Genomic DNA, 24,454 nt, shown 5'->3' on the forward strand with positions numbered 1-24,454 from the left:
CCTCCACGTACAGCACGTCGCCGCCCGCGCCCGTCACCGCGAGCCCGGTCGCGACCCCGGGGACGGAGGTGCGGCGCTCGGCGGGGTCCTGCGCGCGTCCGCGCCGACCGCGTCGGCCAGGGTCTCGTACGGCGAGGCAGCAAGCCGGGCGGCGAGACCGCGATGGATCTCGCGGGCCCAGAACGGCCCGCGATAGACGAACGCGCTGTAGCCCTGCACCAGCGTCGCCCCCGCGAGGACCCGCTCCCACGCGTCGTCGGCCGTCTCGATCCCGCCCACGCCCACGAGCGTGAGCCGGTCCCCCACCCGCGCGTACAGCCGCCGCAGCACCTCCAGCGACCGCGCCTTCAGCGGCGCGCCGGACAGCCCGCCGGTCTCACCGACGACCCCCGCCGGGGACGTCAGACCGAGCCCGTCCCGCGCGATGGTCGTGTTCGTCGCGATGATCCCGTCCAGCCCGAGTTCGACGGCGAGATCGGCGACCGCGTCCACGTCCGCGTCGGCGAGATCTGGCGCGATCTTTACCAGCAGCGGCACCCGGCGCCCGCTCACACCGCGGTCGGCGGCCTCGCGGACCGCGGTCAGCAGCGGCCGCAGGTGGTCGACGGCCTGGAGGTTCCGCAGTCCGGGGGTGTTGGGCGAGGAGACGTTGACGACGAGGTAATCCGCGTAGGCGGCCAGTCGCTCGGTCGAGGTCACATAGTCGGCGACCGCTTCCGCCTCCGGGACGACCTTGGTCTTGCCGATGTTGACGCCGACCGTCGTACGGAAGGCGGCGCGGCGGGCCGCGAGACGGGCGGCGACGGCGGCCGAGCCCTCGTTGTTGAAGCCCATGCGGTTGATCAGCGCACGGTCGGAGACCAGCCGGAAGAGCCGCTTCTTGGGGTTGCCGGGCTGCGGCTGTCCGGTGACGGTGCCGATCTCGACGTGGTCGAAGCCGAGCATGGCCATGCCGTCGATCCCGGCGGCGTTCTTGTCGAACCCGGCGGCGAGCCCGAACGGCCCGTGCATCCGCAGGCCCAGCGCCTCGGTGCGCAGCGCCTTGTCGCGGGGGGCGAGGAGGGCCGCGAGGAAGGTGCGCAGGACGGGGACGCGGGCGGCCAGCCGGATCCAGCCGAAGGCCAGGTGGTGGGCGCTCTCCGGGTCCATGCGCCGGAAGATCAGGTTGAAGAACAGCGAGTACATGGGCAGCTTTCTGCGCGCGGCGAGACGAGAAGAAGGGGGCTCGCGAAGAGGGGGACACCGGCCGGTGTCCCCCTCCCTCGCCTCACTCCTCGCGGGCGGACGTCATATGTTCCGCATGCTCCTGGAGCGACCGGACGCCGACCGAACCCCGGCCGAGCGCCTCGATGCCCTGGACGGCGGCGGCGAGCGCCTGGACGGTGGTCAGGCACGGGACGCCGCGGGCGACGGCCGCCGTACGGATGTCGTAGCCGTCGAGGCGGCCGCCGGTGCCGTACGGGGTGTTGACGATCAGGTCGACCTGGCCGTCGTGGATGAGCTGGACGATGGTCTTCGTACCGTCCGGCCCCTCCCCCTCGCTCTGCTTGCGGACGACGGTGGCGTTGATGCCGTTGCGCTTGAGCACCTCCGCAGTGCCCGAGGTGGCCATCAGCTCGAAGCCGAGGGCGACCAGCTCCCGGGCCGGGAAGATCATCGAGCGCTTGTCGCGGTTGGCGACGGAGACGAAGGCGCGCCCCTTGGTGGGCAGCGCCCCGTACGCCCCGGCCTGCGACTTGGCGTACGCCGCGCCGAAGACCGAGTCGATGCCCATGACCTCGCCGGTCGAGCGCATCTCCGGGCCGAGGATGGTGTCCACGCCGCGCCCCGAGGCGTCGCGGAACCGCGACCAGGGCATGACGGCCTCCTTGACGGAGATCGGCGCGTCCAGCGGCAGGGTGCCGCCGTCGCCGGTCGCGGGCAGCAGGCCCTCGGCGCGCAGCTCGGCGACGGTCGCGCCCAGCGAGATCCGGGCGGCGGCCTTGGCCAGCGGTACGGCGGTGGCCTTGGAGGTGAAGGGGACCGTACGGGAGGCGCGCGGGTTGGCCTCCAGGACGTAGAGAATGTCCCCGGCCATCGCGAACTGGATGTTGATCAGCCCGCGCACGCCGACGCCGCGCGCGATGGCCTCGGTGGAGGCGCGCAGCCGCTTGATGTCGAAGCCGCCGAGGGTGATCGGGGGCAGCGCGCACGCCGAGTCGCCGGAGTGGATACCGGCCTCCTCGATGTGCTCCATGACGCCGCCGAGGTACAGCTCCTGGCCGTCGTAGAGCGCGTCGACGTCGATCTCGATCGCGTCGTCGAGGAAGCGGTCGATGAGCACCGGGTGCTCGGAGATGAGGCCCGCGTGGCGCTCCAGGTACGCGGCGAGCGAGGCCTCGTCGTAGACGATCTCCATGCCGCGGCCGCCCAGCACGTAGGACGGGCGGACCATGACCGGGTAGCCGATCTCGGCGGCGATGCCCTTGGCCTGCTCGAAGGAGAAGGCGGTGCCGTACTTGGGGGCGGGCAGTCCGGCCTCGGTCAGCACCCGGCCGAAGGCGCCGCGCTCCTCGGCGAGGTTGATGGCCTCGGGCGAGGTGCCGACGATGGGCACGCCGTTGTCCTTGAGGGCCTGGGCGAGGCCGAGCGGGGTCTGTCCGCCGAGCTGGACGATGACGCCCGCGACGGGGCCCGCCTGCTGCTCGGCGTGGACGATCTCCAGGACGTCCTCCAGGGTGAGCGGCTCGAAGTAGAGCCGGTCGGAGGTGTCGTAGTCGGTGGAGACGGTCTCCGGGTTGCAGTTGACCATGACGGTCTCGTAGCCCGCGGCGCTCAGCGCGAAGGAGGCGTGGACGCACGAGTAGTCGAACTCGATGCCCTGGCCGATGCGGTTGGGGCCGGAGCCGAGGATGATCACGGCCGGGGTCTCGCGCGGGGCGACCTCGGACTCCTCGTCGTAGGAGGAGTAGAAGTACGGGGTCTTGGCGGCGAACTCGGCGGCGCAGGTGTCGACCGTCTTGTAGACGGGCCGGACGCCGAGCGCGTGCCGCACCTCGCGGACCACGTCCTCGCGCAGCGAGCGGATCCCGGCGATCTGGGCGTCGGAGAAGCCGTGCCGCTTGGCCTCGGCGAGCAGTTCCGGGCCCAGCTTGTCGGCGGCCGCCAGCTCGTCCGCGACCTCCTTGATCAGGAAGAGCTGGTCCACGAACCAGGGGTCGATCTTCGTGGCGTCGAAGACCTCCTGCGGGGTGGCCCCGGCGCGGATGGCCCGCATGACCGTGTTGATCCGGCCATCGGTGGGGATGTCAGCCCGCTCCAGCAACTCGGCCTTGTCACCGAGGCCACCGGGGTCACCGGTGAAGTCGAACTGGCTGCCCTTCTTCTCCATCGAGCGCAGCGCCTTCTGCAGCGCCTCGGTGAAGTTACGGCCGATGGCCATGGCCTCGCCGACCGACTTCATGGTGGTGGTGAGGCGGGCGTCGGCGGCCGGGAACTTCTCGAAGGCGAACCGCGGCACCTTGACCACGACGTAGTCGAGCGTGGGCTCGAAGGACGCCGGGGTCTTCTCGGTGATGTCGTTGGGGATCTCGTCCAGCGTGTAGCCGACGGCCAGCCGGGCGGCGATCTTCGCGATCGGGAAGCCGGTGGCCTTGGAGGCGAGCGCGGAGGAGCGGGAGACGCGCGGGTTCATCTCGATGACGATGACCCGGCCGTCCTCGGGGTTGACCGCGAACTGGATGTTGCAGCCGCCGGTGTCCACGCCGACCTCGCGGATGACGGCGATGCCGATGTCGCGCAGCACCTGGTACTCGCGGTCGGTCAGCGTCATCGCCGGGGCGACGGTGATCGAGTCACCGGTGTGCACGCCCATGGGGTCGAAGTTCTCGATGGAGCAGACGACCACGACGTTGTCGTGCTTGTCGCGCATCAGCTCCAGCTCGTACTCCTTCCACCCGAGGATCGACTCCTCCAGCAGCACCTCGGTGGTGGGCGAGAGGTTCAGGCCCTGCCCGGCGATGCGGCGCAGCTCGTCCTCGTCGTGCGCGAAGCCGGAACCGGCGCCGCCCATGGTGAAGGAGGGGCGGACGACGACGGGGTAGCCGCCCAGCTCCTCGACGCCCGCGAGGACGTCCTCCATGGAGTGGCAGATGTACGAGCGGGCGGACTCGCCGTGGCCGATCTTGGCGTTGACCGCCTCGACGACATCCTTGAAGAGGTCGCGGTCCTCGCCCTTGTTGATCGCCTCGACGTTGGCGCCGATCAGCTCGACGCCGTACTGGTCGAGGGTGCCCGCCTCGTGGAGGGAGATGGCGGTGTTGAGCGCGGTCTGGCCGCCGAGCGTGGGCAGCAGCGCGTCGGGGCGCTCCTTGGCGATGATCTTCTCGACGTACTCCGGGGTGATCGGCTCGACGTACGTGGCGTCGGCGATCTCCGGGTCGGTCATGATCGTGGCCGGGTTGGAGTTGACCAGGATGACCCGCAGGCCCTCGGCCTTGAGCACCCGGCAGGCCTGGGTGCCGGAGTAGTCGAACTCGGCGGCCTGGCCGATGACGATCGGGCCGGAGCCGATGACCAGGACGGACTGGATGTCGGTGCGCTTAGGCACGCTGGCCCTCCATCAGGGTGACGAAGCGGTCGAACAGGTACCCGGCGTCATGCGGGCCCGCGGCGGCTTCGGGGTGGTACTGGACGCTGAATGCGGGGCGGTCGAGCAGGCGCAGCCCCTCGACCACGTTGTCGTTGAGGCAGACGTGGGAGACCTCGGCCCGCCCGTAGGGGGTGTCGCTGGGCGCGTCGAGCGGGGCGTCCACGGCGAAGCCGTGGTTGTGCGCGGTGACCTCGACCTTGCCGGTGGTGCGGTCCTGCACGGGCTGGTTGATGCCCCGGTGGCCGTACTTCAGCTTGAAGGTGCCGAAGCCGAGGGCGCGGCCCAGGATCTGGTTACCGAAGCAGATGCCGAACAGCGGGGTGGACCGCTCCAGCACGGCGCGCATCAGGGAGACCGGGTGCTCGGCGGTGGCCGGGTCGCCCGGGCCGTTGGAGAAGAACACGCCGTCCGGGTTCACCGCGTAGAGGTCGTCGACCGTGGCGGTGGCGGGCAGGACGTGCACCTCGATGCCGCGCTCGGCCATCCGGTGCGGGGTCATGCCCTTGATGCCGAGGTCGACGGCGGCGACGGTGAAGCGCTTGGTGCCGATCGCGGGGACGACGTACGTCTCCTTGGTCGCCACCTCGCCGCTCAGGTCGGCGCCCTTCATCTGCGGGGCGGCCTGCACCCGGGCGAGCAGGGTGGCCTCGTCGGCGAGGGCCTCGCCGGAGAAGATGCCGACGCGCATGGCGCCGCGCTCGCGCAGATGGCGGGTGAGGGCGCGGGTGTCGACGCCGCTGATGCCGACGACGCCCTGGGCGGTCAGCTCGTCGTCCAGCGAGCGGCGGGAGCGCCAGTTGGACGGCGTACGGGCGGGGTCGCGCACCACGTAGCCGGAGACCCAGATGCGGCCGGACTCGGGGTCCTCGTCGTTGACGCCGGTGTTGCCGATGTGCGGCGCGGTCATGACGACGACCTGGCGGTGGTAGGACGGGTCGGTCAGGGTCTCCTGGTAGCCGGTCATCCCGGTGGAGAACACGGCCTCGCCGAAGGTCTCCCCCACGGCCCCGTAGGCGCGGCCACGGAAGCTGCGGCCGTCCTCCAGGACGAGTACGGCGGGGGTCTGGGCCCCCCTGGTGGAGGTCGTCATCGTGCGCCTTCCTGGTTGAGCTCTGCGTTCTTGACGTCGTTCTTGACGTCGTCCGTGACGTCTTCGGTGACGCCGAGGGCTTCGACCCAGGCCGCGTGCTCGGCGGCGTGGTCGGAGCGGAATCCGGAGTCGATCTGCCGGTCGCCGAGCTGCCAGGTGACGATCAGCAGCCCGCCCTCGGCGAGGACCTTGCCCGCGATGCCCTTGTCGAGCCGGGCGCCGCGGAGGCTTCCGGCCGGGATGAAGAAGTCCTGGGCACCGGGCCGTACGACGCTCACGCCCTGGTCGGTGAGGGTCAGCTCGACGCGGCTGCGGGTGCCGAGGCCATGGGCCACGATGCGGTCGAGCCACTGTCCGGCGGTGGTGGAGCCGTGGTAGCGGCCGGTGAGGGTGAGCTTCGCGGGGCCCGGTGCGGCCGGGGCCTCGGGCAGCTCGGGCAGATCGCCCTGGAGCGTGCCGCGCCACTTCCAGCCCTCGCGCATCAGCCAGTAGATCAGCGCGATGAAGAGCAGCAGGCCGACGACCCAGCCGATGCGGGCGGCCCAGTCGGTGACGTCCTGGGACCGCTGCTCGGCCGCCAAGGAGATCAAAGGATTCGGAGATATCACGCCAGTTTCCCGTCCACGACCGTCGCCCGGCCCCGCAGGAAGGTGTGCGTCACCCGGCCCGGCAGTTCCCGGCCCTCGTAGGGGGTGTTGCGGCTGCGGGAGGCGAAGCCCGCGGGGTTTACCTGACCACGGTATGCGGAGTCCAGCAGGGTGAGGTTGGCGGGCTCCCCGACGGCGATCGGGCGGCCCTGGCCGGTGAGGCGGCCGATGGCGGAGGGACGGACGGCCATCCGGTCGGCGACGCCCGCCCAGTCCAGCAGCCCGGTGTCGACCATGGTGTGCTGGACGACGGACAGCGCGGTCTCCAGGCCGACCATGCCCATGGCCGCCGCGCCCCACTCGCAGTCCTTGTCCTCGTGGGGGTGCGGGGCGTGGTCGGTGGCGACGCAGTCGATGGTGCCGTCGGCCAGCGCCTCGCGCAGCGCCATGACGTCGGCCTCGGTGCGCAGCGGCGGGTTCACCTTGTAGACCGGGTTGTACGAGCGGACCAGCTCGTCGGTGAGCAGCAGGTGGTGCGGGGTGACCTCGGCGGTGACGTTCCAGCCCTTGGACTTGGCCCAGCGGACGATCTCGACGGAGCCCGCGGTGGACAGGTGGCAGATGTGCACCCGGGAGTCGACGTGGGCGGCGAGGAGTACGTCGCGAGCGATGATCGATTCCTCGGCGACGGCGGGCCAGCCGCCCAGGCCCAGTTCGGCGGAGACGATGCCCTCGTTCATCTGGGCACCCTCGGTGAGCCGCGGCTCCTGGGCGTGCTGGGCGATCACGCCGTCGAATGCCTTCACGTACTCCAGGGCGCGGCGCATGATCACGGCGTCGTCGACGCACTTGCCGTCGTCGGAGAAGACCCGGACCCCGGCGGCGGACTCGTGCATGGCGCCCAGCTCGGCGAGCTTCTTGCCCTCCAGGCCGACGGTGACGGCGCCGATGGGCTGCACATCGCAGTAGCCGGACTCCTTGCCGAGCCGCCACACCTGCTCCACGACGCCCGCGGTGTCGGCCACGGGGAAGGTGTTGGCCATGGCGTGGACGGCGGTGAAGCCGCCGACCGCGGCGGCCTTGGTGCCGGTGAGGACGGTCTCGGAGTCCTCCCGGCCGGGCTCGCGCAGATGGGTGTGGAGATCGACCAGGCCCGGCAGCAGGATCTGCCCGGCGGCGTCGATGACGGTGGCGCCGTCCGCGTCGAGGCCGGTGCCGACGGCGGCGATCCGCTCGCCCTCGATCAGCACGTCCTGCGGCTCGCCGCCGAGCACCTTCGCGCCGCGCAGCAGCGTCTTGTTCGTGTCGCTCATGGTTACTGGTTCTCCTCGGTGCGGGCGGCGGCGACGGCGGGCTCGTTGCCGCCGAGCAGCAGGTACAGGACGGCCATGCGGATCGAGACGCCGTTGGCGACCTGCTCGACGGCGGTGCAGCGGTCGGAGTCGGCGACCTCCGCGGTGATCTCCATGCCGCGGTTCATCGGGCCGGGGTGCATGACGATGGCGTGCTCGGGCATCCGGGCCATCCGGTCGGCGTCCAGGCCGTAGCGGCGCGCGTACTCGCGCTCGGTGGGGAAGAAGGCGGCGTTCATGCGCTCGCGCTGGACCCGCAGCATCATGACGGCGTCGGACTTGCCCACCACCGCGTCCAGGTCGTACGAGACGTCACAGGGCCAGCTCTCGACGCCGAAGGGGACGAGGGTGGGCGGGGCGACCAGGGTGACGTCGGCGCCGAGGGTGGACAGCAGGTGGACGTTGGAGCGGGCGACCCGGCTGTGCAGCACGTCGCCGACGATGGTGATCCGGCGGCCGGCCAGGTCCTGGCCCACCCCGGCGCCCCCGGAGGCCAGCCTGCGGCGCATCGTGAAGGCGTCGAGCAGCGCCTGGGTGGGGTGCTCATGGGTGCCGTCACCGGCGTTGACGACCGAGCCGTTGATCCAGTCGGAGGTGGCCAGCCGGTGCGGGGCGCCGGAGGACGGGTGCCGGATGACGACGGCGTCGGCGCCCATCGCCTCCAGGGTGAGCGCGGTGTCCTTCAGGGACTCGCCCTTGGAGACCGAGGAACCCTTGGCGGAGAAGTTGATGACGTCGGCGGACAGCCGCTTGGCGGCCGCCTCGAACGAGATGCGGGTGCGGGTCGAGTCCTCGAAGAAGAGGTTCACGACGGTGCGGCCGCGCAGGGTCGGCAGCTTCTTGATCGGCCGGTCGGCGAGCCGGGCCAGCTCCTCGGCGGTGTCGAGGATCAGGACGGCGTCGTCGCGCGAGAGGTCGGCGGCCGAGATGAGGTGACGCTTCATCCGGTTGCTCCGTGGTTGAGGAGGGATGCGGGCGTGCGGGCGGGCATGCGCCGGGTCCGGTGCCGGGCCGTGGGGCTCCGTACCGGTGGTACCGAGGCCGGGTACCCGGGATCGCCGGGAGCCGTCGCCGTCGGTACCGGGGCGCTACTTCCCGTCCGCGGGGGTGGTCTCGCGCAGGCCGAGGAGCACGCTGTCGCGGCCGTCCTCCTCGGTGAGCTGGACCTTGACCGTCTCCCGCAGCGACGTGGGGAGGTTCTTGCCGACGTAGTCGGCCCGGATCGGCAGTTCCCGGTGACCTCGGTCGACGAGGACCGCCAGCTGGACGGCGCGCGGCCGCCCGATGTCACCGAGGGCGTCGAGCGCGGCGCGGATGGTGCGGCCGGAGAAGAGCACATCGTCGACGAGGACGACCAGCCGGCCGTCGACGCCATCGTCGGGGATCTCGGTGCGGGCCAGCGCGCGGGCGGGCCGCAGCCGCAGGTCGTCGCGGTACATCGTGATGTCGAGCGAGCCGACCGGAAGCTCACCGGGCGACCTGCCGGTGATCTCCTCCAGCCGGGCGGCCAGCCGCCGGGCGAGGAAGACACCGCGGGTCGGGATGCCGAGGAGCACCACGTCGTCGGCGCCCTTGGCGCGCTCGACGATCTCGTGGGCGATGCGGGTCAGAACGCGCGCGATGTCCGGTGCTTCGAGCACGGAACGCGCGGCGTCCGAGGTACGGGCGTCCATGGAACGGACCTCCTTCTCCGCCTCACGGGACGGACCTTAAAGGACGTCGGATTTGCGCCATTCACAGTAGCAGGGGCGCATGGGGCGCTCGTCAACACCCCTGGCGGGAGCCCCTCCGCTCCATTCGGCTTGACGAATGGAGATTACGCTACGTAACCTTCACAGTGAGTTACCAGCCGCGCGGCGGAGCCGCACGTCGATTCAGTGTCCGGGGAGCTTTATGTCCAGCGAATACGCCAAACAGCTCGGGGCCAAGCTCCGCGCCATCCGCACCCAGCAGGGCCTCTCCCTTCACGGCGTCGAGGAGAAGTCCCAGGGCCGGTGGAAGGCCGTGGTGGTGGGATCGTACGAGCGCGGCGACCGCGCCGTGACCGTCCAGCGTCTCGCCGAACTGGCCGACTTCTACGGCGTCCCGGTGCAGGAGCTGCTGCCGGGCACCAGCCCGGCCGGGGCGGCGGAGCCGCCGCCGAAGCTGGTGCTGGACCTGGAGCGGCTGGCCCATGTGCCGGTCGAGAAGGCGGGCCCGCTCCAGCGGTACGCCGCCACGATCCAGAGCCAGCGCGGCGACTACAACGGCAAGGTGCTGTCGATCCGCCAGGACGACCTGCGCACCCTCGCCGTGATCTACGACCAGTCGCCGTCCGTGCTGACCGAACAGCTGATCAGCTGGGGAGTGCTGGGTGCCGACGCGCGTCGCGCGGTCCAGCACGAGGATGTGTAACGGGCGCGCATAGCGCTCTCGCACCCTCTCCACCAGCAGAAACGTGCCGCCGGGGGCGGTGGAAGTGCCGTACGGCCTCCACCGCCCCCGGCGGCTTTGTGCTGACTCCTGCTGACCGGGCGGCCCGGTCCTGGGCTAGGCCTGGGTCTCCGAGTCCTCGGTCTCCGTGTCCCGGCGCAGACCGGGCTTCAGCTCCTTGAGCCGGCCCAGCAGACCGTTGACGAACGACGGCGAGTCGTCGGTGGAGAACTCCTTGGCGAGCTGAACCGCCTCGTCGATCACCACCGCGTCCGGGGTCGCGTCCTCCCACACCAGCTCATAGGCGCCGAGCCGCAGGATGTTCCGGTCGACGACCGGCATCCGGTCCAGCGTCCAGCCCACCGCGTAGGTGGCGAGCAGCTCGTCGATTCGCGCGGTGTGCTCCGCGTATCCCTCGACGAGCTGCATCGTGTATTCGCTGACCGGAGGCTGCCGGTCGTCGGTCCGGGCGTGCCGAATCCAGTCCGCGAGGACGGTCTGCACGGAGCTGCCACGCTGGTCGGCCTCGAAAAGGATCTGAAAGGCACGCTTACGGGCCTTGTTGCGGGCAGCCACGGTTAGTTGTTCACCCGACCGAGGTACTCACCGGAACGGGTGTCAACCTTGATCTTTTCACCGGTGGTGATGAACAGCGGGACGCCGATCTCGTAGCCGGTCTCCAGCTTGGCGGGCTTGGAACCACCGGTCGAGCGGTCGCCCTGGACGCCGGGCTCGGTGTACTCGATCACCAGCTCGACGGCGGCGGGCAGCTCGACATACAGAGGGTTGCCCTCGTACATCGCGACGACCGCCTCGAAGCCCTCGAGCAGATACCGGGCGTTGTCGCCGACGACCTCGGGGGTGACGTAGATCTGGTCGTAGGTGTCCATGTCCATGAACACAAAGCTCTCGCCGTCCTTGAACGAGAACTGCATGCCGCGCTTGTCGACATTGGCCGTCTCGACCTTCACGCCGGCGTTGAAAGTCTTGTCGACCACCTTGCCGGACAGCACGTTCTTGAGCTTGGTGCGCACGAAGGCAGGGCCCTTGCCGGGCTTGACGTGCTGGAACTCGACGACGGACCAGAGCTGGCCGCCGTCAAGCTTGAGCACAAGGCCGTTCTTGAGGTCGTTCGTGGATGCCACGGTTGCGGGATCTCCTGGACTACAGCTGGTGGAGACCAGAGAGCCGCGATGCGCCGTTATCAGCCAATGCCGTCAGCCGAAGACTGTCAGCCAGAACTACAGCGCGAGCAGCTCTTTGGTCGTGATGGTGAGTAGCTCGGGTCCGCCGTCCGCCTCGGGGCGGACGACGAGCGTATCGTCGATCCGGACACCGCCCCGTCCCGGGAGGTGGACCCCCGGTTCGACGGTGACCGGCACACAAGCGTCCAGTTTACCCATGGCTGACGGCGAGAGCCGAGGGTCCTCGTCGATTTCGAGGCCCACACCGTGTCCGGTACGCGCTTCCAGCCCCTCCCCGTACCCCGCGGCGTCCAGCACCTGGCGGGTCACCCGGTCCACGTCCCGGTACGCCATGCCCGGCAGCAGCGCCTCCCTACCGGCCCGCTGAGCGGCGAAGACGAGGTCGTACAGCTCGACCTGCCAGTCCGCGGGCGAGGGGCCGATGACGAACGTACGGCCCACCTGACAGCGGTATCCCCGGTAGTCGGCGCCCAGGCAGATGGTCAGGAAGTCGCCCTCCTCCACCCGCCGGTCGGTGGGCGGATGCCCGGCCCGGCCCGCGTGCGGCCCCGCGGCGACGACGGTGGGGAACGCCGGGCCGTCCGCCCCGTGATCCACCAGCCTGCGCTCCAGCTCCAGCGCGAGATGCCGCTCGGTGCGGCCCACCAGGATCGATTCCAACAGCTCGCCGAGGGCCTGGTCGGCCAGCTCCCCGGCGATCCGCATGCAGGAGATCTCCTCGTCGTCCTTGACGATCCGCAGCTGCTCGACGGTCCGCCCCAGATCGGTCAGGCGCAGCCGCGGGGCGGCGGTGCCGACCGCCCGGTGGCGGGCCACGGTCAGATCGTGCTCCTCGACGGCCAGCGACTCGGCGCCGTCCGCCGCCGCCAAGTCGGCCGCGGCCACGGCCGGGTCGCCGTCAGGCCCTGACAGCAGGAGCAGCCGCAGATCCTCCGGATGCGGCCCCGGCACCGGCCCCCATGAGGACGCCTCGGGCGCCACCAGGACGTCCTGGCCGGGCCCGAGGAGCAGCGTGGCGCCCGGGGGCGCGTCGCCGCACAGATAGCGCACGTTGGCGGGCCGGGAGACCAGGGCGGCCTCGCTCCCGGCGGCCGCGTACTGGTCGTGCAGGCGGGCACGTCGGGCCGCGTACACCTGGGACATGCCCCTGAGCGTACGCACTCCGGCCCGCCCCGGCCGTCTGAGCGCCGCCGGACGAGCGGCCGGGCCGCCAGCCTCTTCAGAAAGCTTTAGAAAGCGGGCGGGCTGGCGATGGAGCGGGCCACTACCTCGTCCAGCATGCGGGCGGTGGTCTCGACGTCGTACGTCGAGTTGTCGATGATCGGCAGCCCCGAGCCGTACCAGCCCGCCATCCGGCCGTGGATGCGGGCGACCTCCTCGTCGCTGAGGCGGCGGTTGCCGCTGCGGGCCGCGTTCCGCTCCAGGACGATCTCCAGGCCGGGGAGCACCACCACGGGCAGCAGGCCGGGGCCGACGTGCCGCTTCCAGCCGCCGAGGCCGACGACGGGGCGGTCCGGGAAGACGGCGTCGTCCAGGATGCAGGAGATGCCGTTGGCCAGGAAGTTACGGGCGGCGAAGCCGCAGGTGCGGCGGGCGAGGCGGTACTGCGCCTCGGAGTTCTCGTTCCAGCCCGACTGGGGGTTGGCGAAGCCCGACCTGACCCATTCGCGGACGTCGTCAAGGCTGATGTGGGCGGTCGGCACCCGGCGGCGGTCGGCCCAGTAGCGGGCGACGGTGGTCTTGCCCGCTCCGGCCGGTCCGATGAGCAGCACGGCGACGGCCGCGTGGGAGGCGTCGGCCATGGCCGGGTCGGCGGGCGGGTGCGGCAGCGGGACGGGCCCGCCGGGCGGCAGCTGGATGTGGCCGGTGGAGCCGGGGTGCTCGACGGGCGGCTGCGGGGTGGGGTGCACGGGCTGCGGATGGCCCGTCACCGGGGGCGCGGGCGGGGCGGGCACCGGGGGCACGGGCACCGGCTGCATGGGCACCGCGGGGTGCGCGGGCGGCGCCGGCGGGGTGGGCACCGGAGGTACGGGCGGGGCCGGGGGGTGCGCATGGGGACCGGGGGGTTGGCTCGCGCTCTGGGCCCAGCCTGCGCCCACTGCGTGCTGCATCCGGTGGCACTCCGTCTCGTACAGGCGGCAGTCGTGACGGAACAACTGTCGCGTGGTGACGCGGCGGTGAGGCCGCTCCTACCGAACGGTACCTGCCCAGGCCCGCGCTGTGTGAACGCCCCGGAAACCCGATGAGTGCCCGTCCCGGCGCGTCAGCCAGGCAATTTGTCCTCAAGCGGCCGCAACTGCCGCCCCGTTCCGGGGTGTTCGAAAGCCCGCGGCGGTGCCGCGGGCTTCGATGGTGATGACACGCTTGTGACGGAACCCGGTCAGCTCCCGGACGTCTCCCGGGAGATCTCCCCGTACGCCGCGAGCAGCACCGCCGGGTCCGGGCCTTCCAGCACGGTGGGCTTGGCGATGCCGTCCAGCACGATGAAGCGCAGCAGGTCACCGCGGGACTTCTTGTCGACCTTCATGGTCTCCAGCAGCTTGGGCCACTGGTCGCCGCGGTAGGTGAGCGGCAGTCCGACGGACTCCAGGACGGCGCGGTGCCGGTCGGCGGTCGCGTCGTCCAGGCGGCCCGCGAGACGGCCCAGTTCGGCGGCGAAGACCATGCCGACGGAGACCGCGGCGCCGTGCCGCCAGTTGTAGCGCTCGTTCTTCTCGATGGCGTGCGCGAGCGTGTGCCCGTAGTTGAGGATCTCGCGCAGGCCGGACTCCCTGAGGTCGCTGGAGACGACCTCGGCCTTGACCCGGATGGAACGCTCGATCAGCTCGGCGGTGTGCGCGCCGCCGGGGGTGCGGGCCGCGGCCGGGTCCTGCTCGATCAGCTCCAGGATGGCCGGGTCGGCGATGAACCCGGCCTTGATGACCTCGGCGAGGCCGCTGATGTAGTCGTTGGCGGGCAGCGAGTCCAGTGCGGCCAGGTCGCACAGCACCCCGGCCGGGGGGTGGAAGGCGCCGACGAGGTTCTTGCCCTCGGCGGTGTTGATGCCCGTCTTGCCGCCGACCGCCGCGTCGACCATGCCGAGCACGGTCGTCGGGACGGCGATCCAGCGCACCCCGCGCAGCCAGGTCGCGGCGACGAAACCGGCCAGGTCGGTGGTGGCGCCGCCGCCGACGCCCACGATCACATCGCTGCGGGTGAAGCCGGTCTGGCCGAGCGCCTTCCAGCAGTACGCGGCGACCTCGGCGGTCTTGGACTCCTCCGCGTTCGGCAACTGGATCGCGACGGCCTCGTACCCCTGGTCGGCGAGGTCCTGGCGGATCGCCTCGCCGGTGTCGGCCAGCGCCTCGGGGTGCAGGACGGCGACGCGCTTGACCGCGTCCCCGATCAGGCCGGGCAGCTCGCCGAGGAGCTGGCGGCCGACCAGGACCTCGTACGGCGCGGTGCCCGCGGTGCCGCCGACCTGGATGCGCGTGGGGGTTTCGGTGCTCATGCCTTTTTCAGCTCCAGTGCGTCCATGACGGCGTCGACGACCTCGTCCGGGGTGCGGCCCTCGGTCGTCACGACGGCCCGGGCGACTTCGGTGTACAGCGGGCGGCGCTGTTCCATCAGCTCGCGCCAGCGCTGGCGCGGGTTGACGGCGAGCAGCGGGCGGGGGGCGTCCAGGCCGGTGCGCTTGACGGCCTCGGCGACGCCCATCTCCAGGAAGACCACCGGGAGGCCGGTGAGCAGGGCGCGGGTGCCCGGGTCCAGGATCGCGCCGCCGCCGAGCGCCAGCACGCCCTGATGACCGGCGACGGCGGTCCGCACGGCCTGCCGCTCCAGCTCGCGGAAGTGGGGCTCGCCCTCGTCGATGAAGATCTCGGAGATCTCCTTGCCCGCGCTCTCCACGATGTCGGTGTCGGTGTCGCGGAACGTGGTGCCCAGCCGCTCCGCGAGCACCCGTCCGACGGTGCTCTTCCCGACGCCCATGGGCCCGACCAGAACGGCCGCGGGCCCCTCCGGTGCGCCGGGCCCCTCCGGTGCGCCGGACCCCTCCGGTGCGCTTGGCCCCTCCGGTGCGCTGGGCGCGGTCACCGGATGGCCAGGCTGTCGAGGAAGCCCTGGACGTTACGGCGGGTCTCGGCGACCGAGTCGCCGCCGAACTTCTCGGCGACCGCGTCCGCCAGGACCAGGGCGACCATCGCCTCGGCGACGATCCCCGCGGCGGGCACCGCGCACACGTCCGAGCGCTGGTGGTGGGCCTTGGTGGCCTCGCCGGTGGTGACGTCGATGGTGGCCAGCGCGCGGGGCACGGTCGCGATCGGCTTCATCGCGGCCCGTACCCGCAGCAGCTCGCCGGTGGTCAGCCCGCCCTCGGTGCCGCCGGAGCGGGCGGAGGAGCGCTTGATGCCCTCGTCGGTCGCCACGATCTCGTCGTGCGCCTGGGAGCCGGGCACCCGGGCCAGGTCGAAGCCGTCGCCGACCTCGACGCCCTTGATGGCCTGGATGCCCATCAGCGCGGCGGCCAGCCGGGCGTCCAGTCGGCGGTCCCAGTGCACATGCGAGCCGAGACCCACCGGCACGCCGTACGCCAGCACCTCGACGACGCCGCCGAGGGTGTCGCCGTCCTTGTGGGCCTGGTCGATCTCGGCCACCATCGCCTTGCTCGCGTCGGCGTCCAGGCAGCGCACCGGGTCGGCGTCCAGCCGCTCGACGTCGGACGGCTTCGGGTAGACGCCGTACGGGGCCTTGGCGGCGGCCAGCTCGGTCACATGGGAGACGATCTCGATCCCGGCCGTCTCCTTGAGGTAGGAGCGGGCGACGGCGCCGAGGGCGACGCGGGCGGCGGTCTCGCGGGCGCTGGCGCGCTCCAGGATGGGCCGCGCCTCGTCGAAACCGTACTTCTGCATGCCCGCGAGGTCGGCGTGGCCGGGGCGGGGGCGGGTCAGCGGCGCGTTACGGGCCAGCCCGTCCAGGATCTCGGGGTCGACCGGGTCGGCGGCCATGACCTGTTCCCACTTGGGCCACTCGGTGTTGCCGACCATGATCGCGACCGGGGAGCCGAGGGTCAGACCGTGCCGGACACCGCCGATGAAGGTGACCTCGTCGCGCTCGAACTTCATCCGCGCCCCGCGGCCGTAGCCGAGTCGGCGCCGCGCGAGGGCGTCCGCCACCATGTCGGTGGTGATCGGCACCCCGGCGGGCAGCCCCTCCAGCGTCGCCACAAGCGCGGGGCCGTGCGACTCCCCCGCGGTCAGCCAGCGCAACCTGCTCAACGGTGCTCCCTCATGCGTTGCCCCTCGACGTCTCGTGGCGGGACCTGGTGGGGCCTGGCCCGCCTCCTCCGATCCTCCCACGTCCGCCCAGGCGGCCGGGGCAGTGGTCCATCAGACGGACCTGGGCATGAGACGCCGTACGAGGTCAAGGCCGGGTCAGGGCGGGATCGGGAACGCCGCGCGGGCGTCAGCCACGGGCGGCGAGGGCCGCCTCGCCCGCCTCGCGCATCGCGGCGAGCGGCGCCGGGGCGCGCCCGGTGATCTGCTCGACCTGCCCCACGGCCTGGTGGACCAGCAGGTCGAGACCGCCGACCACCGCACCGCCGCGCGCCGACCAGGCGGCGGCCAGAGCGGTCGGCCAGGGGTCGTAGAGGACGTCGAAGAGCGTGCCGGGCCGCTCGGGGACCGACGCCGCGAGCGCGTCGGTCGTCCCGGCGGGGGTGGTGGCGATCACCAGCGGCGCGTCGAACGCCTCGGCCGCGTCGGCCCAGTCCGCCGTACGCACCGTCACGCCCAGCCGCTCGCCCCACTGCCGCACCTCGGCCGCCCGGGCGTCGCTGCGGACGTACGCGGTGACCTCGCCGTCGCAGACGCGGGAGAGCGCGGCCAGGGCGGAGGAGGCGGTGGCCCCGGCGCCCAGGACGGCCGCCCGCTCCACCCGCTGGACGCCGCGCTCCGCGAGCGCCGCCACCATGCCGGGGATGTCCGTGTTGTCGCCGAGCCGCCGGCCATCGTCGGTCAGGACGACCGTGTTGACCGCCTCCACGGAGGCCGCCGTGTCGCTGACCCGGTCCAGCAGCGGGATGACCGCGCGCTTGAGCGGCATGGTCACCGAGAACCCCGCCCAGTCCGGCTCGTCCGCCGTGCCGAGCCGCTCGAAGAAGCCCGGCAGCGCGGCCTCGTCGAGTTCGACGGTGCCGTAGTGCCAGCCGTCGAGCCCCAGCTTCCGGTACGCGGCGTTGTGCAGCGCCGGGGACAGGGAGTGGGCGACCGGCGAACCGAGCACGGCCGCCCGGCGGTTGTGCGACATGGCTTTCCTCAGTTGTTTCTGCGCTGCTTGTTGAACTTGTCGACCAACTTCTGGTGCTCCGCGTAGGTCTTGGAGAACTCACTCGTCTTACCGTCGAGCGAGATGAAGTAGAACCACCCGTTGTCGGTCGGATTCACGGACGCCTTCAGCGCATCCGCTCCCGGATTGCCGATGGGTCCGGGCGGGAGCCCCTTGTAGAAGTAGGTGTTGTACGGGTTGTCGTATCCCTTGATCTCGCTGATCGAGATATCCAGCTCGCTCTGGTTCTTGATGTAGTTGTACGTCGAGTCGAATTCCAGCTTGCCATTGGTCTCGGTGTTACCGACCTTGAGCCGGTTGAAGACCACCTCGGCCATCTGCCGGAAGTCGCTGTGGGTGATGCCCTCCGCCTGGACCAGGCTCGCCACGGTGAGCAGCTGGAGCGGGGATTCCAGGCCCTCTTCCCTGGCCTTGCCCTCCAGGTCGTACTTCGCGTAGTTCCTGGTGGCCTCGGCGACCATCTTGCGCAGCACGTCCGCGGGCTTGGCGTTCTTGGCCACGCTGTAGCGGGACGGGTAGAGGAATCCTTCCAGCGGATCCTTGATCTTCGAATTGTCATTCGCCCAGGAAGGCAGCCCGAGGTTCTTGGCCTCCTTCTTGGCAACGCCCGCCGTGGTGCCCGCCTTGACGCCGGTCTTCTTGTCGATCGCCGCGTAAACCGCCACATCGCGCATGCCCTCGGTGACGATCAGCGCGTTGTTGCCCGCGGGGCTGAGCATCAGCTTCACCGCGGCCTCGCCGGACATTTCCTTGCGGAGGCTGTAGCTTCCCGGCTGGACGAACTTGCCGCTGTCCTCGACGGCTTCCACGAACGCGCCGCTGCTCTTCACCACGCCCTTTTCGGCGAGGATGCCGCCGATTTCGGCGTTGCCCGAGCCGTCGGGGACCTCCACCTCGACCTGACCGGAGCCCTGGCCCGCGTAGTCCGGCGCGGGGCCGAAGCGGGTCTGCCAGAAGTCGTAGGCGAAATAGCCGCCTCCGCCGACGACACCCACCAGGACGACGGTGACGAAGAGACAGGCGACCCCGTTGCGGCGCTTGGGCTCGGCCTTCCCCTTCTTCCCCTTCTCGGCCCGCTCGGCCTTCTGGGCTCTCTTGGACTTCTTGGAGCGCCCCTCGGAGGCGTCCTCCTCGCCGTCGTCCACCGTGCCGCCGCTGTCGTTCCGGAAGAACGGATGGTCGTCCGCCGGGGCGTCCTTCCGGGATGGCCCCGGTTCCGGCTCCTGCGGCTCCTGTTCCTGCTGCGGCGGCTGTGCCTGCTGCGGTACCTGGGGCATCTGCTGGGTGTGCCCCGGCATCTGCGCGTCCTGCGGCATCGCCTGCGGGGGTTCGTGCGCCGCCTGCTGCGGGAAGCCCTCCTGGCCGCCGCCCTGGGCCGCGTAGCCGTACGGGTCGTTCGGGTCCATCCCGGCGCCGTACGAGACGTCCCAGCCGCCGGTGTCGTACTGCTGCTGCCCCTGCTGCCCCTGCTGGTCCCAGGGGGGTTGCTGTTGCTGCTGCGGGAACGCCTGGGCGTCCTGCGGGTATCCGTGCGGGTACTGCTGGTGCCCGTAGGGGTCCTGCCCGTAGACGTCCTGGCCGTGGAGACCCGGGTCGTAGCCGCCTTGCGCGTAGCCGTCCGGTGCGTAGGGGACCTGTCCGTAGGGGTCGTTCGGGTCCTGCGGATACGGTTCCTGACCCGTCACCGCCTGATGCCCGCCCCATCCCTGGTCCCCGTACAACGGGTCCTCGGGATGCCACGGTTGGGAGCCGGGTCCCCGGCCGTACTCAGTCATCGAACCCCTAGCGATGGCGGTGGCAGCCACCGTGTGCGCTCGCGGCACAAGCGACGGCTGCCATGTCGCGCGGAACGTTACCGTATCGCGATCAGATGACCACTTCGACGGCCTCGCCCGGGGCCCGACCTGAGGCCCGCTCGGTCTCCAGCGCGCTCTGCAGGATGACCACCGCTGCTGCCTGGTCAACCACCGAACGGCCCTTCTTGGACGACACCCCGGAAGCCCGGAGGCCATGCGTCGCTGTGACGGTCGTCATACGTTCGTCCACGAGCCGTACGGAGACCGGCTGGACCCGCCGCGCCAGCTCCCGGGCGAAGGTGCGCACCTTGGTCGCGGCCGGCCCCTCACGCCCGTTGAGCGAGCGCGGGAGGCCGATCACCACCTCGATGGGCTCGTACTCCTCGACGAGGGCCGCCAGCCGCTTGTGGGCGGCCGGGATGTCGCGTCCCGGCACGGTCTCCACGGGGGTGGCGAGGATCCCGTCGGGGTCGCACGAGGCGACCCCGATCCGGGCGTCCCCGACGTCGATGGCGATGCGCCGGCCGCGCCGCACGGCTACTGGCCCGATTCCGCGACGAGCCGCTCGACGGCCTCGATGGCGTCGCCGACGGCGTCCGGGTTCTGGCCACCGCCCTGGGCGACGTCCGGCTTGCCGCCGCCTCCGCCGCCGAGCGTCTTGGCGGCGGTACGGACCAGGTCACCGGCCTTGAGACCGCGCTCGCGGGCCGCCTCGTTGGTGGCGATGACGGTCAGCGGACGGCCGTTCGCCACGGTGAACAGGGCGACGACGGCGGGCCGGTCGACGGCCCCCGACTTCTGGTCCAGCCGTCCCCGTACGTCCAGCACCAGCTTGCGCAGGTCGTCGGCGGAGGTGCTGTCCGGCACCCGGCCCGTGGCCAGCGAGACGCCCCGGACGTCCTTGGCGCCGTCGGCGAGCCCGGCGGCGGCCTGCAGCACCTTCTCGGCGCGGAACCGCTCGATCTCCTTCTCGGCGTCCTTGAGCTTGGCGAGCATGCCGGAGATCTTCTCCGGAAGCTCCTCAGGACGCCCCTTGACCAGGTCGGTGAGCTGGGAGACGACCGTGTGCTCACGAGCGAGGAAGTTGTACGCGTCCACGCCCACCAGGGCCTCCACGCGGCGCACACCGGAGCCGATGGAGGACTCGCCGAGCAGCTTCACCAGACCCAGCTGGGCGGTGTTGTGGACGTGCGTACCGCCGCACAGCTCCTTGGAGAAGTCGCCGATGGTCACCACGCGCACCCGGTCGCCGTACTTCTCGCCGAACTCGGCGATGGCGCCCTGCTTCTTGGCGTCGTCCATGCTCATGACCTCGGCGCGCACGTCGAGTTCGCGGGAGAGCACCTCGTTGATCTTCTGCTCGACGTCGGTGAGCACCCCGCCGGGGACGGCGGACGGCGAGCCGAAGTCGAAGCGGAAGCGGCCGGGCGAGTTCTCCGAACCGGCCTGGGCGGCGGTCGGGCCCAGGGCGTCGCGCAGCGCCTGGTGGGTGAGGTGGGTGGCGCTGTGGGCGCGGGCGATGGCCCGGCGGCGGGCGACGTCGATCTCGGCGTACGCGGCGGAGCCGACCGTCACCTCGCCGACCTGGACGACGCCCTTGTGCACGCTGACGCCGGGCACCGGCTGCTGGACGTCCCGCACCTCGACGACGGCGCCGGAGGACAGCTTGATCCTGCCCATGTCGGCGAGCTGGCCGCCGCCCTCGGCGTAGAAGGGGGTACGGTCGAGGACGACCTCGACCTCGTCGCCCTCGGAGGCGGCGGGCGAGGACACCCCGTCGACCAGCAGGCCGACGACGGTGGACTCACCGGAGGTGTCGCTGTAGCCGGTGAACTCGGTCGAGCCGGAGGTGTCGGCGACCTCGCGGTAGGCGGACAGGTCGGCGTGGCCGGTCTTCTTGGACTTGGCGTCGGCCTTGGCGCGCTCCCGCTGCTCCCGCATCAGGCGGCGGAAGCCGTCCTCGTCCACCGAGAGGCCCTGTTCGGCGGCCATCTCCAGGGTGAGGTCGATCGGGAAGCCCCAGGTGTCGTGGAGCAGGAACGCCTTGTCGCCGGCGAGCACCGAGCCGCCCGCGGCCTTGGTGTCGGTGACGGCGGTGTCGAGGATGTTCGTACCGGCCTTGAGGGTCTTCAGGAAGGCCGACTCCTCGGCGAGCGCGACGGTCTCGACGCGCTTGCGGTCGGTCAGCAGCTCCGGGTACTGCTGGCCCATCGTCTTGAGGACGGTGTCCACCAGCTCGCCGACGACCGGCTCGGTGGCGCCGAGGATGCGCATGTTGCGGATGGCGCGGCGCATGATGCGGCGCAGCACATAGCCACGGCCCTCGTTGCCGGGGGTGACGCCGTCGCCGATGAGCATGACAGAGGTGCGCATGTGGTCGGCGACCACGCGCAGCGATACGTCGGACTCGTGGGCGGCGCCGTAGGCGACCCCGGTCAGCTCGGTGGCCTTGTCCATCACGACACGCAGGGTGTCGGTCTCGTACATGTTCCGCACGCCCTGCAGGATCATCGCGAGGCGTTCGAGGCCGAGGCCGGTGTCGATGTTCTTGCTGGGCAGCTCACCGAGGATGGGGAAGTTCTCCTTGCCCTCCCCCGCGCCGCGCTCGTACTGCATGAAGACCAGGTTCCAGATCTCCACGTAGCGCTCGTCGTTGACGGCCGGGCCGCCCTCCTCGCCGAACTCCGGACCACGGTCGTAGTTGATCTCGGAGCAGGGGCCGCAGGGGCCGGGGACGCCCATGGACCAGTAGTTGGGGCCCATGCCCAGGCGCTGGATCCGCTCGGCGGGGACGCCGACGACGTCGCGCCAGATGCGCTCGGCCTCGTCGTCCTGCTCGTAGACGGTGATCCACAGGCGCTCGGGGTCAAGACCGTAGCCACCGTCCGCCACGGAGCTGGTCAGCAGCTCCCAGGCGTAGGTGATGGCGCCTTCCTTGAAGTAGTCGCCGAACGAGAAGTTGCCGCACATCTGGAAGAACGTGCCGTGCCGGGTGGTCTTGCCGACCTCTTCGATGTCCGGCGTCCGTACGCACTTCTGCACGCTGACGGCGCGGTCGAAGGGGGGCTTGACCTCGCCGAGGAAGTACGGCTTGAAGGGCACCATGCCCGCGGGGACCAGCAGCAGGGTCGGGTCGTCCGCGATGAGCGACGCCGACGGCACGACGGTGTGCCCGCGCTCCTCGAAGAAGCGCAGCCAGCGGCGGCGGATTTCAGCCGACTCCATCAGTGGTCCTCATTTCGGGCGTTCGGGTAGGGGTACGGAGACGTGTGGGTGAGCTGGGCCCGGCCGCGCTGGGCGGGCAGCTGCGTGAGGTCGTTGGGCGGCGCCGAAGTCAGCCCCAGGGCGTCCTTGAGGGCCGCCTCGCGGTCGGCCATGCCGTCGCGCACGTCGAGCGCGAAGACCTTGATCCGCCGTCCGGCGAGCACCGCCCGGTCGGCGGCCTGCGCCGCCAGACTCTCGGGGGTGAGCTGGTTGAGCTTGCGCTGGACCTTGGTGGTGGCCCACACACCGGCTGCGACGCCGGTGGTGAACCAGAAAGTGCGGCGGAACATCCGGTCTCTCAGCCCTTCGATCCACGGTTGCGGCGGCCGCCCCGGCGGGCGGACGGCAGGGTCTTGCCGATAACGACGGTGCCGGTGGGCGCGTCCTCGGGAGCCGCCTTACGGCCGATCGCGCGCCGGACGCCGTAGCCGAACGCGGCCACCTTGACCAGCGGTCCGCCGAAGGCGGAGGAGACGGTCGAGGACAGCGCGGAGGCGTTCGAGGTGACCTCCTGGACGTCGGAGGCGATCGAGTCCACGCGCGCGAGCTGGGTGTTCGCCTCGCGCACGGTCGCGGACGCCTCGCTGAGCAGCGGCACCGCCTGCTCGGTGACCTCGGCCACCAGCCGGGTCGTCGCCTTGAGCGTCTGGGCGAGCCTCACCAGGGCGAGGGCGAGGAAGGACACCAGGATCGCCCAGAAGACGGCCACGAGGATCCCGGCCACCTCTCCACCGGACACGTTGCACCGCTCCCTGCTGCCGATCACGTCGGTCGTCGTCGTTCAGGTCGTCCGTCGATTCGCATCGTGTGTCGATCCGAGTCGTCCGTCGTCCGTCGCCCGCCGGTCTCGGGCGGTCATCCGGGCGCGGGCGGCAGGTATCGACCCTATCGCGCCGGGCAGGCCCGGCTGAAACGCATTCCCCTCAGCCAAACAGCCCGCGGGCTCCCCTCCGACACGGCGGTCGATGGGGAACCCGCGGGCTGTTGAGCACAGACGGATCCGCTGGGTCAGCGGGCGTAGTACTCGACGACGAGCTGCTCGTCGCAGATCACCGGGACCTCCTTGCGGTTCGGGTCCCGGTCCAGGCGGAAGGCGAGCGCCTTCAGGTTGACCTGCAGGTAGCGCGGGGTCTCGCCGTCGGGGGCGTAGCCACCCTCACGGGCCACCTGGAAGGGGTGCTTCTCGCGGCTGCGCTCGCGGACCATCACCACGTCGTCCGGGCGGACCCGGAAGGAGGGCTTGTCGACCTTGCGGCCGTTGACCTCGATGTGACCGTGGACCACCATCTGGCGGGCCTGGTAAATCGTGCGGGCGATTCCCGACCGCAGGACGAGCGCGTCCAGACGGCGCTCAAGCTCGATGATCAGGGCCTCGCCTGTCTTGCCATCGACCTTCCGAGCGCGGTCGTAGGCACGGGCCATCTGGCGCTCGCTGATGTCGTACTGAGCGCGCAGGCGCTGCTTCTCCAGCAGCCGGACCTTGTAGTCACTGGTCTGCTTGCGGCCACGGCCGTGCTCGCCGGGCGGGTAGGGACGGGCCTCGAAGTACTTGACGGCCTTCGGCGTCAGCGCGATGCCGAGTGCGCGCGACTTCTTGACCTTGGGACGCGACTGGTTCACGTGGAACGAACCTCCATGTAAGTTAGGTATGCCTTACCTTAGCCGAGGAGAACGCATGTTTCGACCTGGGATCCCCCTGCCCAGCACTGCTCAGAGCCTTCAGGAGGGTCAGCCGCGTCCCAAGGAAGACGCCCTGCGGCCTACGGCGGCAGAGCGTGTACGAACTCTCGTGGA

The 24,454-nt window shown here is 71.1% G+C and carries 22 protein-coding genes; 1 reads left to right on the forward strand and 21 read right to left on the reverse strand.

What is annotated here, in order from left to right; translation table 11 throughout:
• Positions 1-33 precede the first annotated feature (33 nt).
• The 7 genes from ACWC5C_RS22475 to pyrR all read right to left on the reverse strand — a co-directional run bounded on the left by ACWC5C_RS22475 (position 34) and on the right by pyrR (position 9,332).
• Positions 34-1,185: a quinone-dependent dihydroorotate dehydrogenase gene (locus ACWC5C_RS22475; protein ID WP_450877871.1), complete on the reverse strand. Its 1,152-nt coding sequence runs from the start codon at positions 1,183-1,185 to the stop codon at positions 34-36.
• An 82-nt stretch (positions 1,186-1,267) separates the two neighbouring features.
• Positions 1,268-4,588 (reverse strand): carbamoyl-phosphate synthase large subunit, encoded by a 3,321-nt coding sequence (gene carB / locus ACWC5C_RS22480; protein WP_450877873.1) that lies wholly within the window; start codon positions 4,586-4,588, stop codon positions 1,268-1,270.
• A complete protein-coding gene (carA, locus tag ACWC5C_RS22485; RefSeq protein WP_385444580.1) occupies positions 4,581-5,720 on the reverse strand; it encodes a glutamine-hydrolyzing carbamoyl-phosphate synthase small subunit in 1,140 nt (379 codons plus the stop codon). Before carA ends, carB begins: the two co-directional genes overlap by 8 nt.
• Entirely contained in the window at positions 5,717-6,328 is a 612-nt protein-coding gene (locus ACWC5C_RS22490; protein WP_450877875.1) for a PH-like domain-containing protein, read from the reverse strand. Before ACWC5C_RS22490 ends, carA begins: the two co-directional genes overlap by 4 nt.
• Positions 6,325-7,620, reverse strand: a complete 1,296-nt coding sequence (locus ACWC5C_RS22495; RefSeq protein WP_450877877.1) for a dihydroorotase — start codon at positions 7,618-7,620, stop codon at positions 6,325-6,327. The genes ACWC5C_RS22490 and ACWC5C_RS22495 overlap by 4 nt, the downstream gene beginning before the upstream one ends.
• A 2-nt stretch (positions 7,621-7,622) precedes the next feature.
• Complete coding sequence (locus ACWC5C_RS22500) at positions 7,623-8,603, reverse strand: aspartate carbamoyltransferase catalytic subunit (RefSeq protein WP_450877879.1); 981 nt, start codon at positions 8,601-8,603, stop codon at positions 7,623-7,625.
• A gap of 144 nt (positions 8,604-8,747) precedes the next feature.
• The gene (gene pyrR, locus ACWC5C_RS22505; RefSeq protein ID WP_385444573.1) at positions 8,748-9,332 is read right to left on the reverse strand and encodes a bifunctional pyr operon transcriptional regulator/uracil phosphoribosyltransferase PyrR; all 585 of its coding nucleotides are present in this window, start codon (positions 9,330-9,332) and stop codon (positions 8,748-8,750) included.
• A gap of 220 nt (positions 9,333-9,552) precedes the next feature.
• On the opposite strand from pyrR, the gene bldD reads away from it, so the two are divergent.
• Entirely contained in the window at positions 9,553-10,053 is a 501-nt protein-coding gene (gene bldD, locus ACWC5C_RS22510) for a transcriptional regulator BldD (RefSeq protein WP_014056259.1), read from the forward strand.
• Positions 10,054-10,188: 135 nt separating this feature from the next.
• Here the strand turns inward: bldD and nusB are convergent, their stop codons facing one another.
• The 14 genes from nusB to rpsD form a co-directional block, all read right to left on the reverse strand.
• Positions 10,189-10,647: a transcription antitermination factor NusB gene (gene nusB / locus ACWC5C_RS22515; RefSeq protein WP_009713628.1), complete on the reverse strand. Its 459-nt coding sequence runs from the start codon at positions 10,645-10,647 to the stop codon at positions 10,189-10,191.
• Between the two features lie 2 nt (positions 10,648-10,649).
• A complete protein-coding gene (gene efp / locus ACWC5C_RS22520) occupies positions 10,650-11,216 on the reverse strand; it encodes an elongation factor P (RefSeq protein ID WP_385444570.1) in 567 nt (188 codons plus the stop codon).
• Between the two features lie 96 nt (positions 11,217-11,312).
• A complete protein-coding gene (locus ACWC5C_RS22525; RefSeq protein WP_450877882.1) occupies positions 11,313-12,419 on the reverse strand; it encodes a M24 family metallopeptidase in 1,107 nt (368 codons plus the stop codon).
• Positions 12,420-12,505: 86 nt separating this feature from the next.
• Entirely contained in the window at positions 12,506-13,387 is an 882-nt protein-coding gene (locus ACWC5C_RS22530) for an AAA family ATPase (protein WP_450877884.1), read from the reverse strand.
• Positions 13,388-13,656: 269 nt separating this feature from the next.
• Positions 13,657-14,766 carry a 3-dehydroquinate synthase gene (gene aroB, locus ACWC5C_RS22535; RefSeq protein ID WP_385444565.1) on the reverse strand — a complete coding sequence of 370 codons (1,110 nt, stop codon included), beginning with the start codon at positions 14,764-14,766 and terminating at the stop codon, positions 13,657-13,659.
• Complete coding sequence (locus ACWC5C_RS22540) at positions 14,763-15,245, reverse strand: shikimate kinase (RefSeq protein ID WP_450877887.1); 483 nt, start codon at positions 15,243-15,245, stop codon at positions 14,763-14,765. Before ACWC5C_RS22540 ends, aroB begins: the two co-directional genes overlap by 4 nt.
• 101 nt (positions 15,246-15,346) lie before the next feature.
• Positions 15,347-16,531, reverse strand: a complete 1,185-nt coding sequence (gene aroC, locus ACWC5C_RS22545) for a chorismate synthase (RefSeq protein WP_450877889.1) — start codon at positions 16,529-16,531, stop codon at positions 15,347-15,349.
• A gap of 187 nt (positions 16,532-16,718) precedes the next feature.
• On the reverse strand, positions 16,719-17,561 hold the full coding sequence (locus ACWC5C_RS22550; protein ID WP_450877891.1) for a shikimate dehydrogenase: 843 nt from the start codon (positions 17,559-17,561) through the stop codon (positions 16,719-16,721).
• Positions 17,562-17,569: 8 nt separating this feature from the next.
• Positions 17,570-19,375 (reverse strand): endolytic transglycosylase MltG, encoded by a 1,806-nt coding sequence (gene mltG, locus ACWC5C_RS22555; RefSeq protein WP_450877893.1) that lies wholly within the window; start codon positions 19,373-19,375, stop codon positions 17,570-17,572.
• A gap of 91 nt (positions 19,376-19,466) precedes the next feature.
• Complete coding sequence (gene ruvX, locus ACWC5C_RS22560; RefSeq protein WP_385444558.1) at positions 19,467-19,931, reverse strand: Holliday junction resolvase RuvX; 465 nt, start codon at positions 19,929-19,931, stop codon at positions 19,467-19,469.
• A 2-nt stretch (positions 19,932-19,933) separates the two neighbouring features.
• Positions 19,934-22,621: an alanine--tRNA ligase gene (gene alaS, locus ACWC5C_RS22565; RefSeq protein WP_450877895.1), complete on the reverse strand. Its 2,688-nt coding sequence runs from the start codon at positions 22,619-22,621 to the stop codon at positions 19,934-19,936.
• Positions 22,621-22,950 carry a DUF6167 family protein gene (locus ACWC5C_RS22570; RefSeq protein ID WP_385444554.1) on the reverse strand — a complete coding sequence of 110 codons (330 nt, stop codon included), beginning with the start codon at positions 22,948-22,950 and terminating at the stop codon, positions 22,621-22,623. Before ACWC5C_RS22570 ends, alaS begins: the two co-directional genes overlap by 1 nt.
• A gap of 8 nt (positions 22,951-22,958) precedes the next feature.
• Positions 22,959-23,399 carry a DUF948 domain-containing protein gene (locus ACWC5C_RS22575; RefSeq protein ID WP_450877897.1) on the reverse strand — a complete coding sequence of 147 codons (441 nt, stop codon included), beginning with the start codon at positions 23,397-23,399 and terminating at the stop codon, positions 22,959-22,961.
• A gap of 269 nt (positions 23,400-23,668) precedes the next feature.
• Positions 23,669-24,280 (reverse strand): 30S ribosomal protein S4, encoded by a 612-nt coding sequence (gene rpsD / locus ACWC5C_RS22580; protein ID WP_009713641.1) that lies wholly within the window; start codon positions 24,278-24,280, stop codon positions 23,669-23,671.
• Positions 24,281-24,454 lie beyond the last annotated feature (174 nt).

Source organism: Streptomyces sp. NPDC001700, from assembly GCF_053596435.1.

Bases quoted from the DNA above. Each gene is read 5' to 3' on its own strand.
- ACWC5C_RS22475 (WP_450877871.1), bottom strand. From the start codon at position 1,185: ATGTACTCGCTGTTCTTCAACCTGATCTTCCGGCGCATGGACCCGGAG.
- carA (WP_385444580.1), bottom strand. From the start codon at position 5,720: ATGACGACCTCCACCAGGGGGGCCCAGACCCCCGCCGTACTCGTCCTG.
- ACWC5C_RS22495 (WP_450877877.1), bottom strand. From the start codon at position 7,620: ATGAGCGACACGAACAAGACGCTGCTGCGCGGCGCGAAGGTGCTCGGC.
- ACWC5C_RS22500 (WP_450877879.1), bottom strand. From the start codon at position 8,603: ATGAAGCGTCACCTCATCTCGGCCGCCGACCTCTCGCGCGACGACGCC.
- pyrR (WP_385444573.1), bottom strand. From the start codon at position 9,332: ATGGACGCCCGTACCTCGGACGCCGCGCGTTCCGTGCTCGAAGCACCG.
- bldD (WP_014056259.1), top strand. From the start codon at position 9,553: ATGTCCAGCGAATACGCCAAACAGCTCGGGGCCAAGCTCCGCGCCATC.
- ACWC5C_RS22525 (WP_450877882.1), bottom strand. From the start codon at position 12,419: ATGTCCCAGGTGTACGCGGCCCGACGTGCCCGCCTGCACGACCAGTAC.
- ACWC5C_RS22530 (WP_450877884.1), bottom strand. From the start codon at position 13,387: ATGCAGCACGCAGTGGGCGCAGGCTGGGCCCAGAGCGCGAGCCAACCC.
- aroB (WP_385444565.1), bottom strand. From the start codon at position 14,766: ATGAGCACCGAAACCCCCACGCGCATCCAGGTCGGCGGCACCGCGGGC.
- ACWC5C_RS22540 (WP_450877887.1), bottom strand. From the start codon at position 15,245: ATGGGCGTCGGGAAGAGCACCGTCGGACGGGTGCTCGCGGAGCGGCTG.
- ACWC5C_RS22550 (WP_450877891.1), bottom strand. From the start codon at position 17,561: ATGTCGCACAACCGCCGGGCGGCCGTGCTCGGTTCGCCGGTCGCCCAC.
- mltG (WP_450877893.1), bottom strand. From the start codon at position 19,375: ATGACTGAGTACGGCCGGGGACCCGGCTCCCAACCGTGGCATCCCGAG.
- alaS (WP_450877895.1), bottom strand. From the start codon at position 22,621: ATGGAGTCGGCTGAAATCCGCCGCCGCTGGCTGCGCTTCTTCGAGGAG.
- ACWC5C_RS22570 (WP_385444554.1), bottom strand. From the start codon at position 22,950: ATGTTCCGCCGCACTTTCTGGTTCACCACCGGCGTCGCAGCCGGTGTG.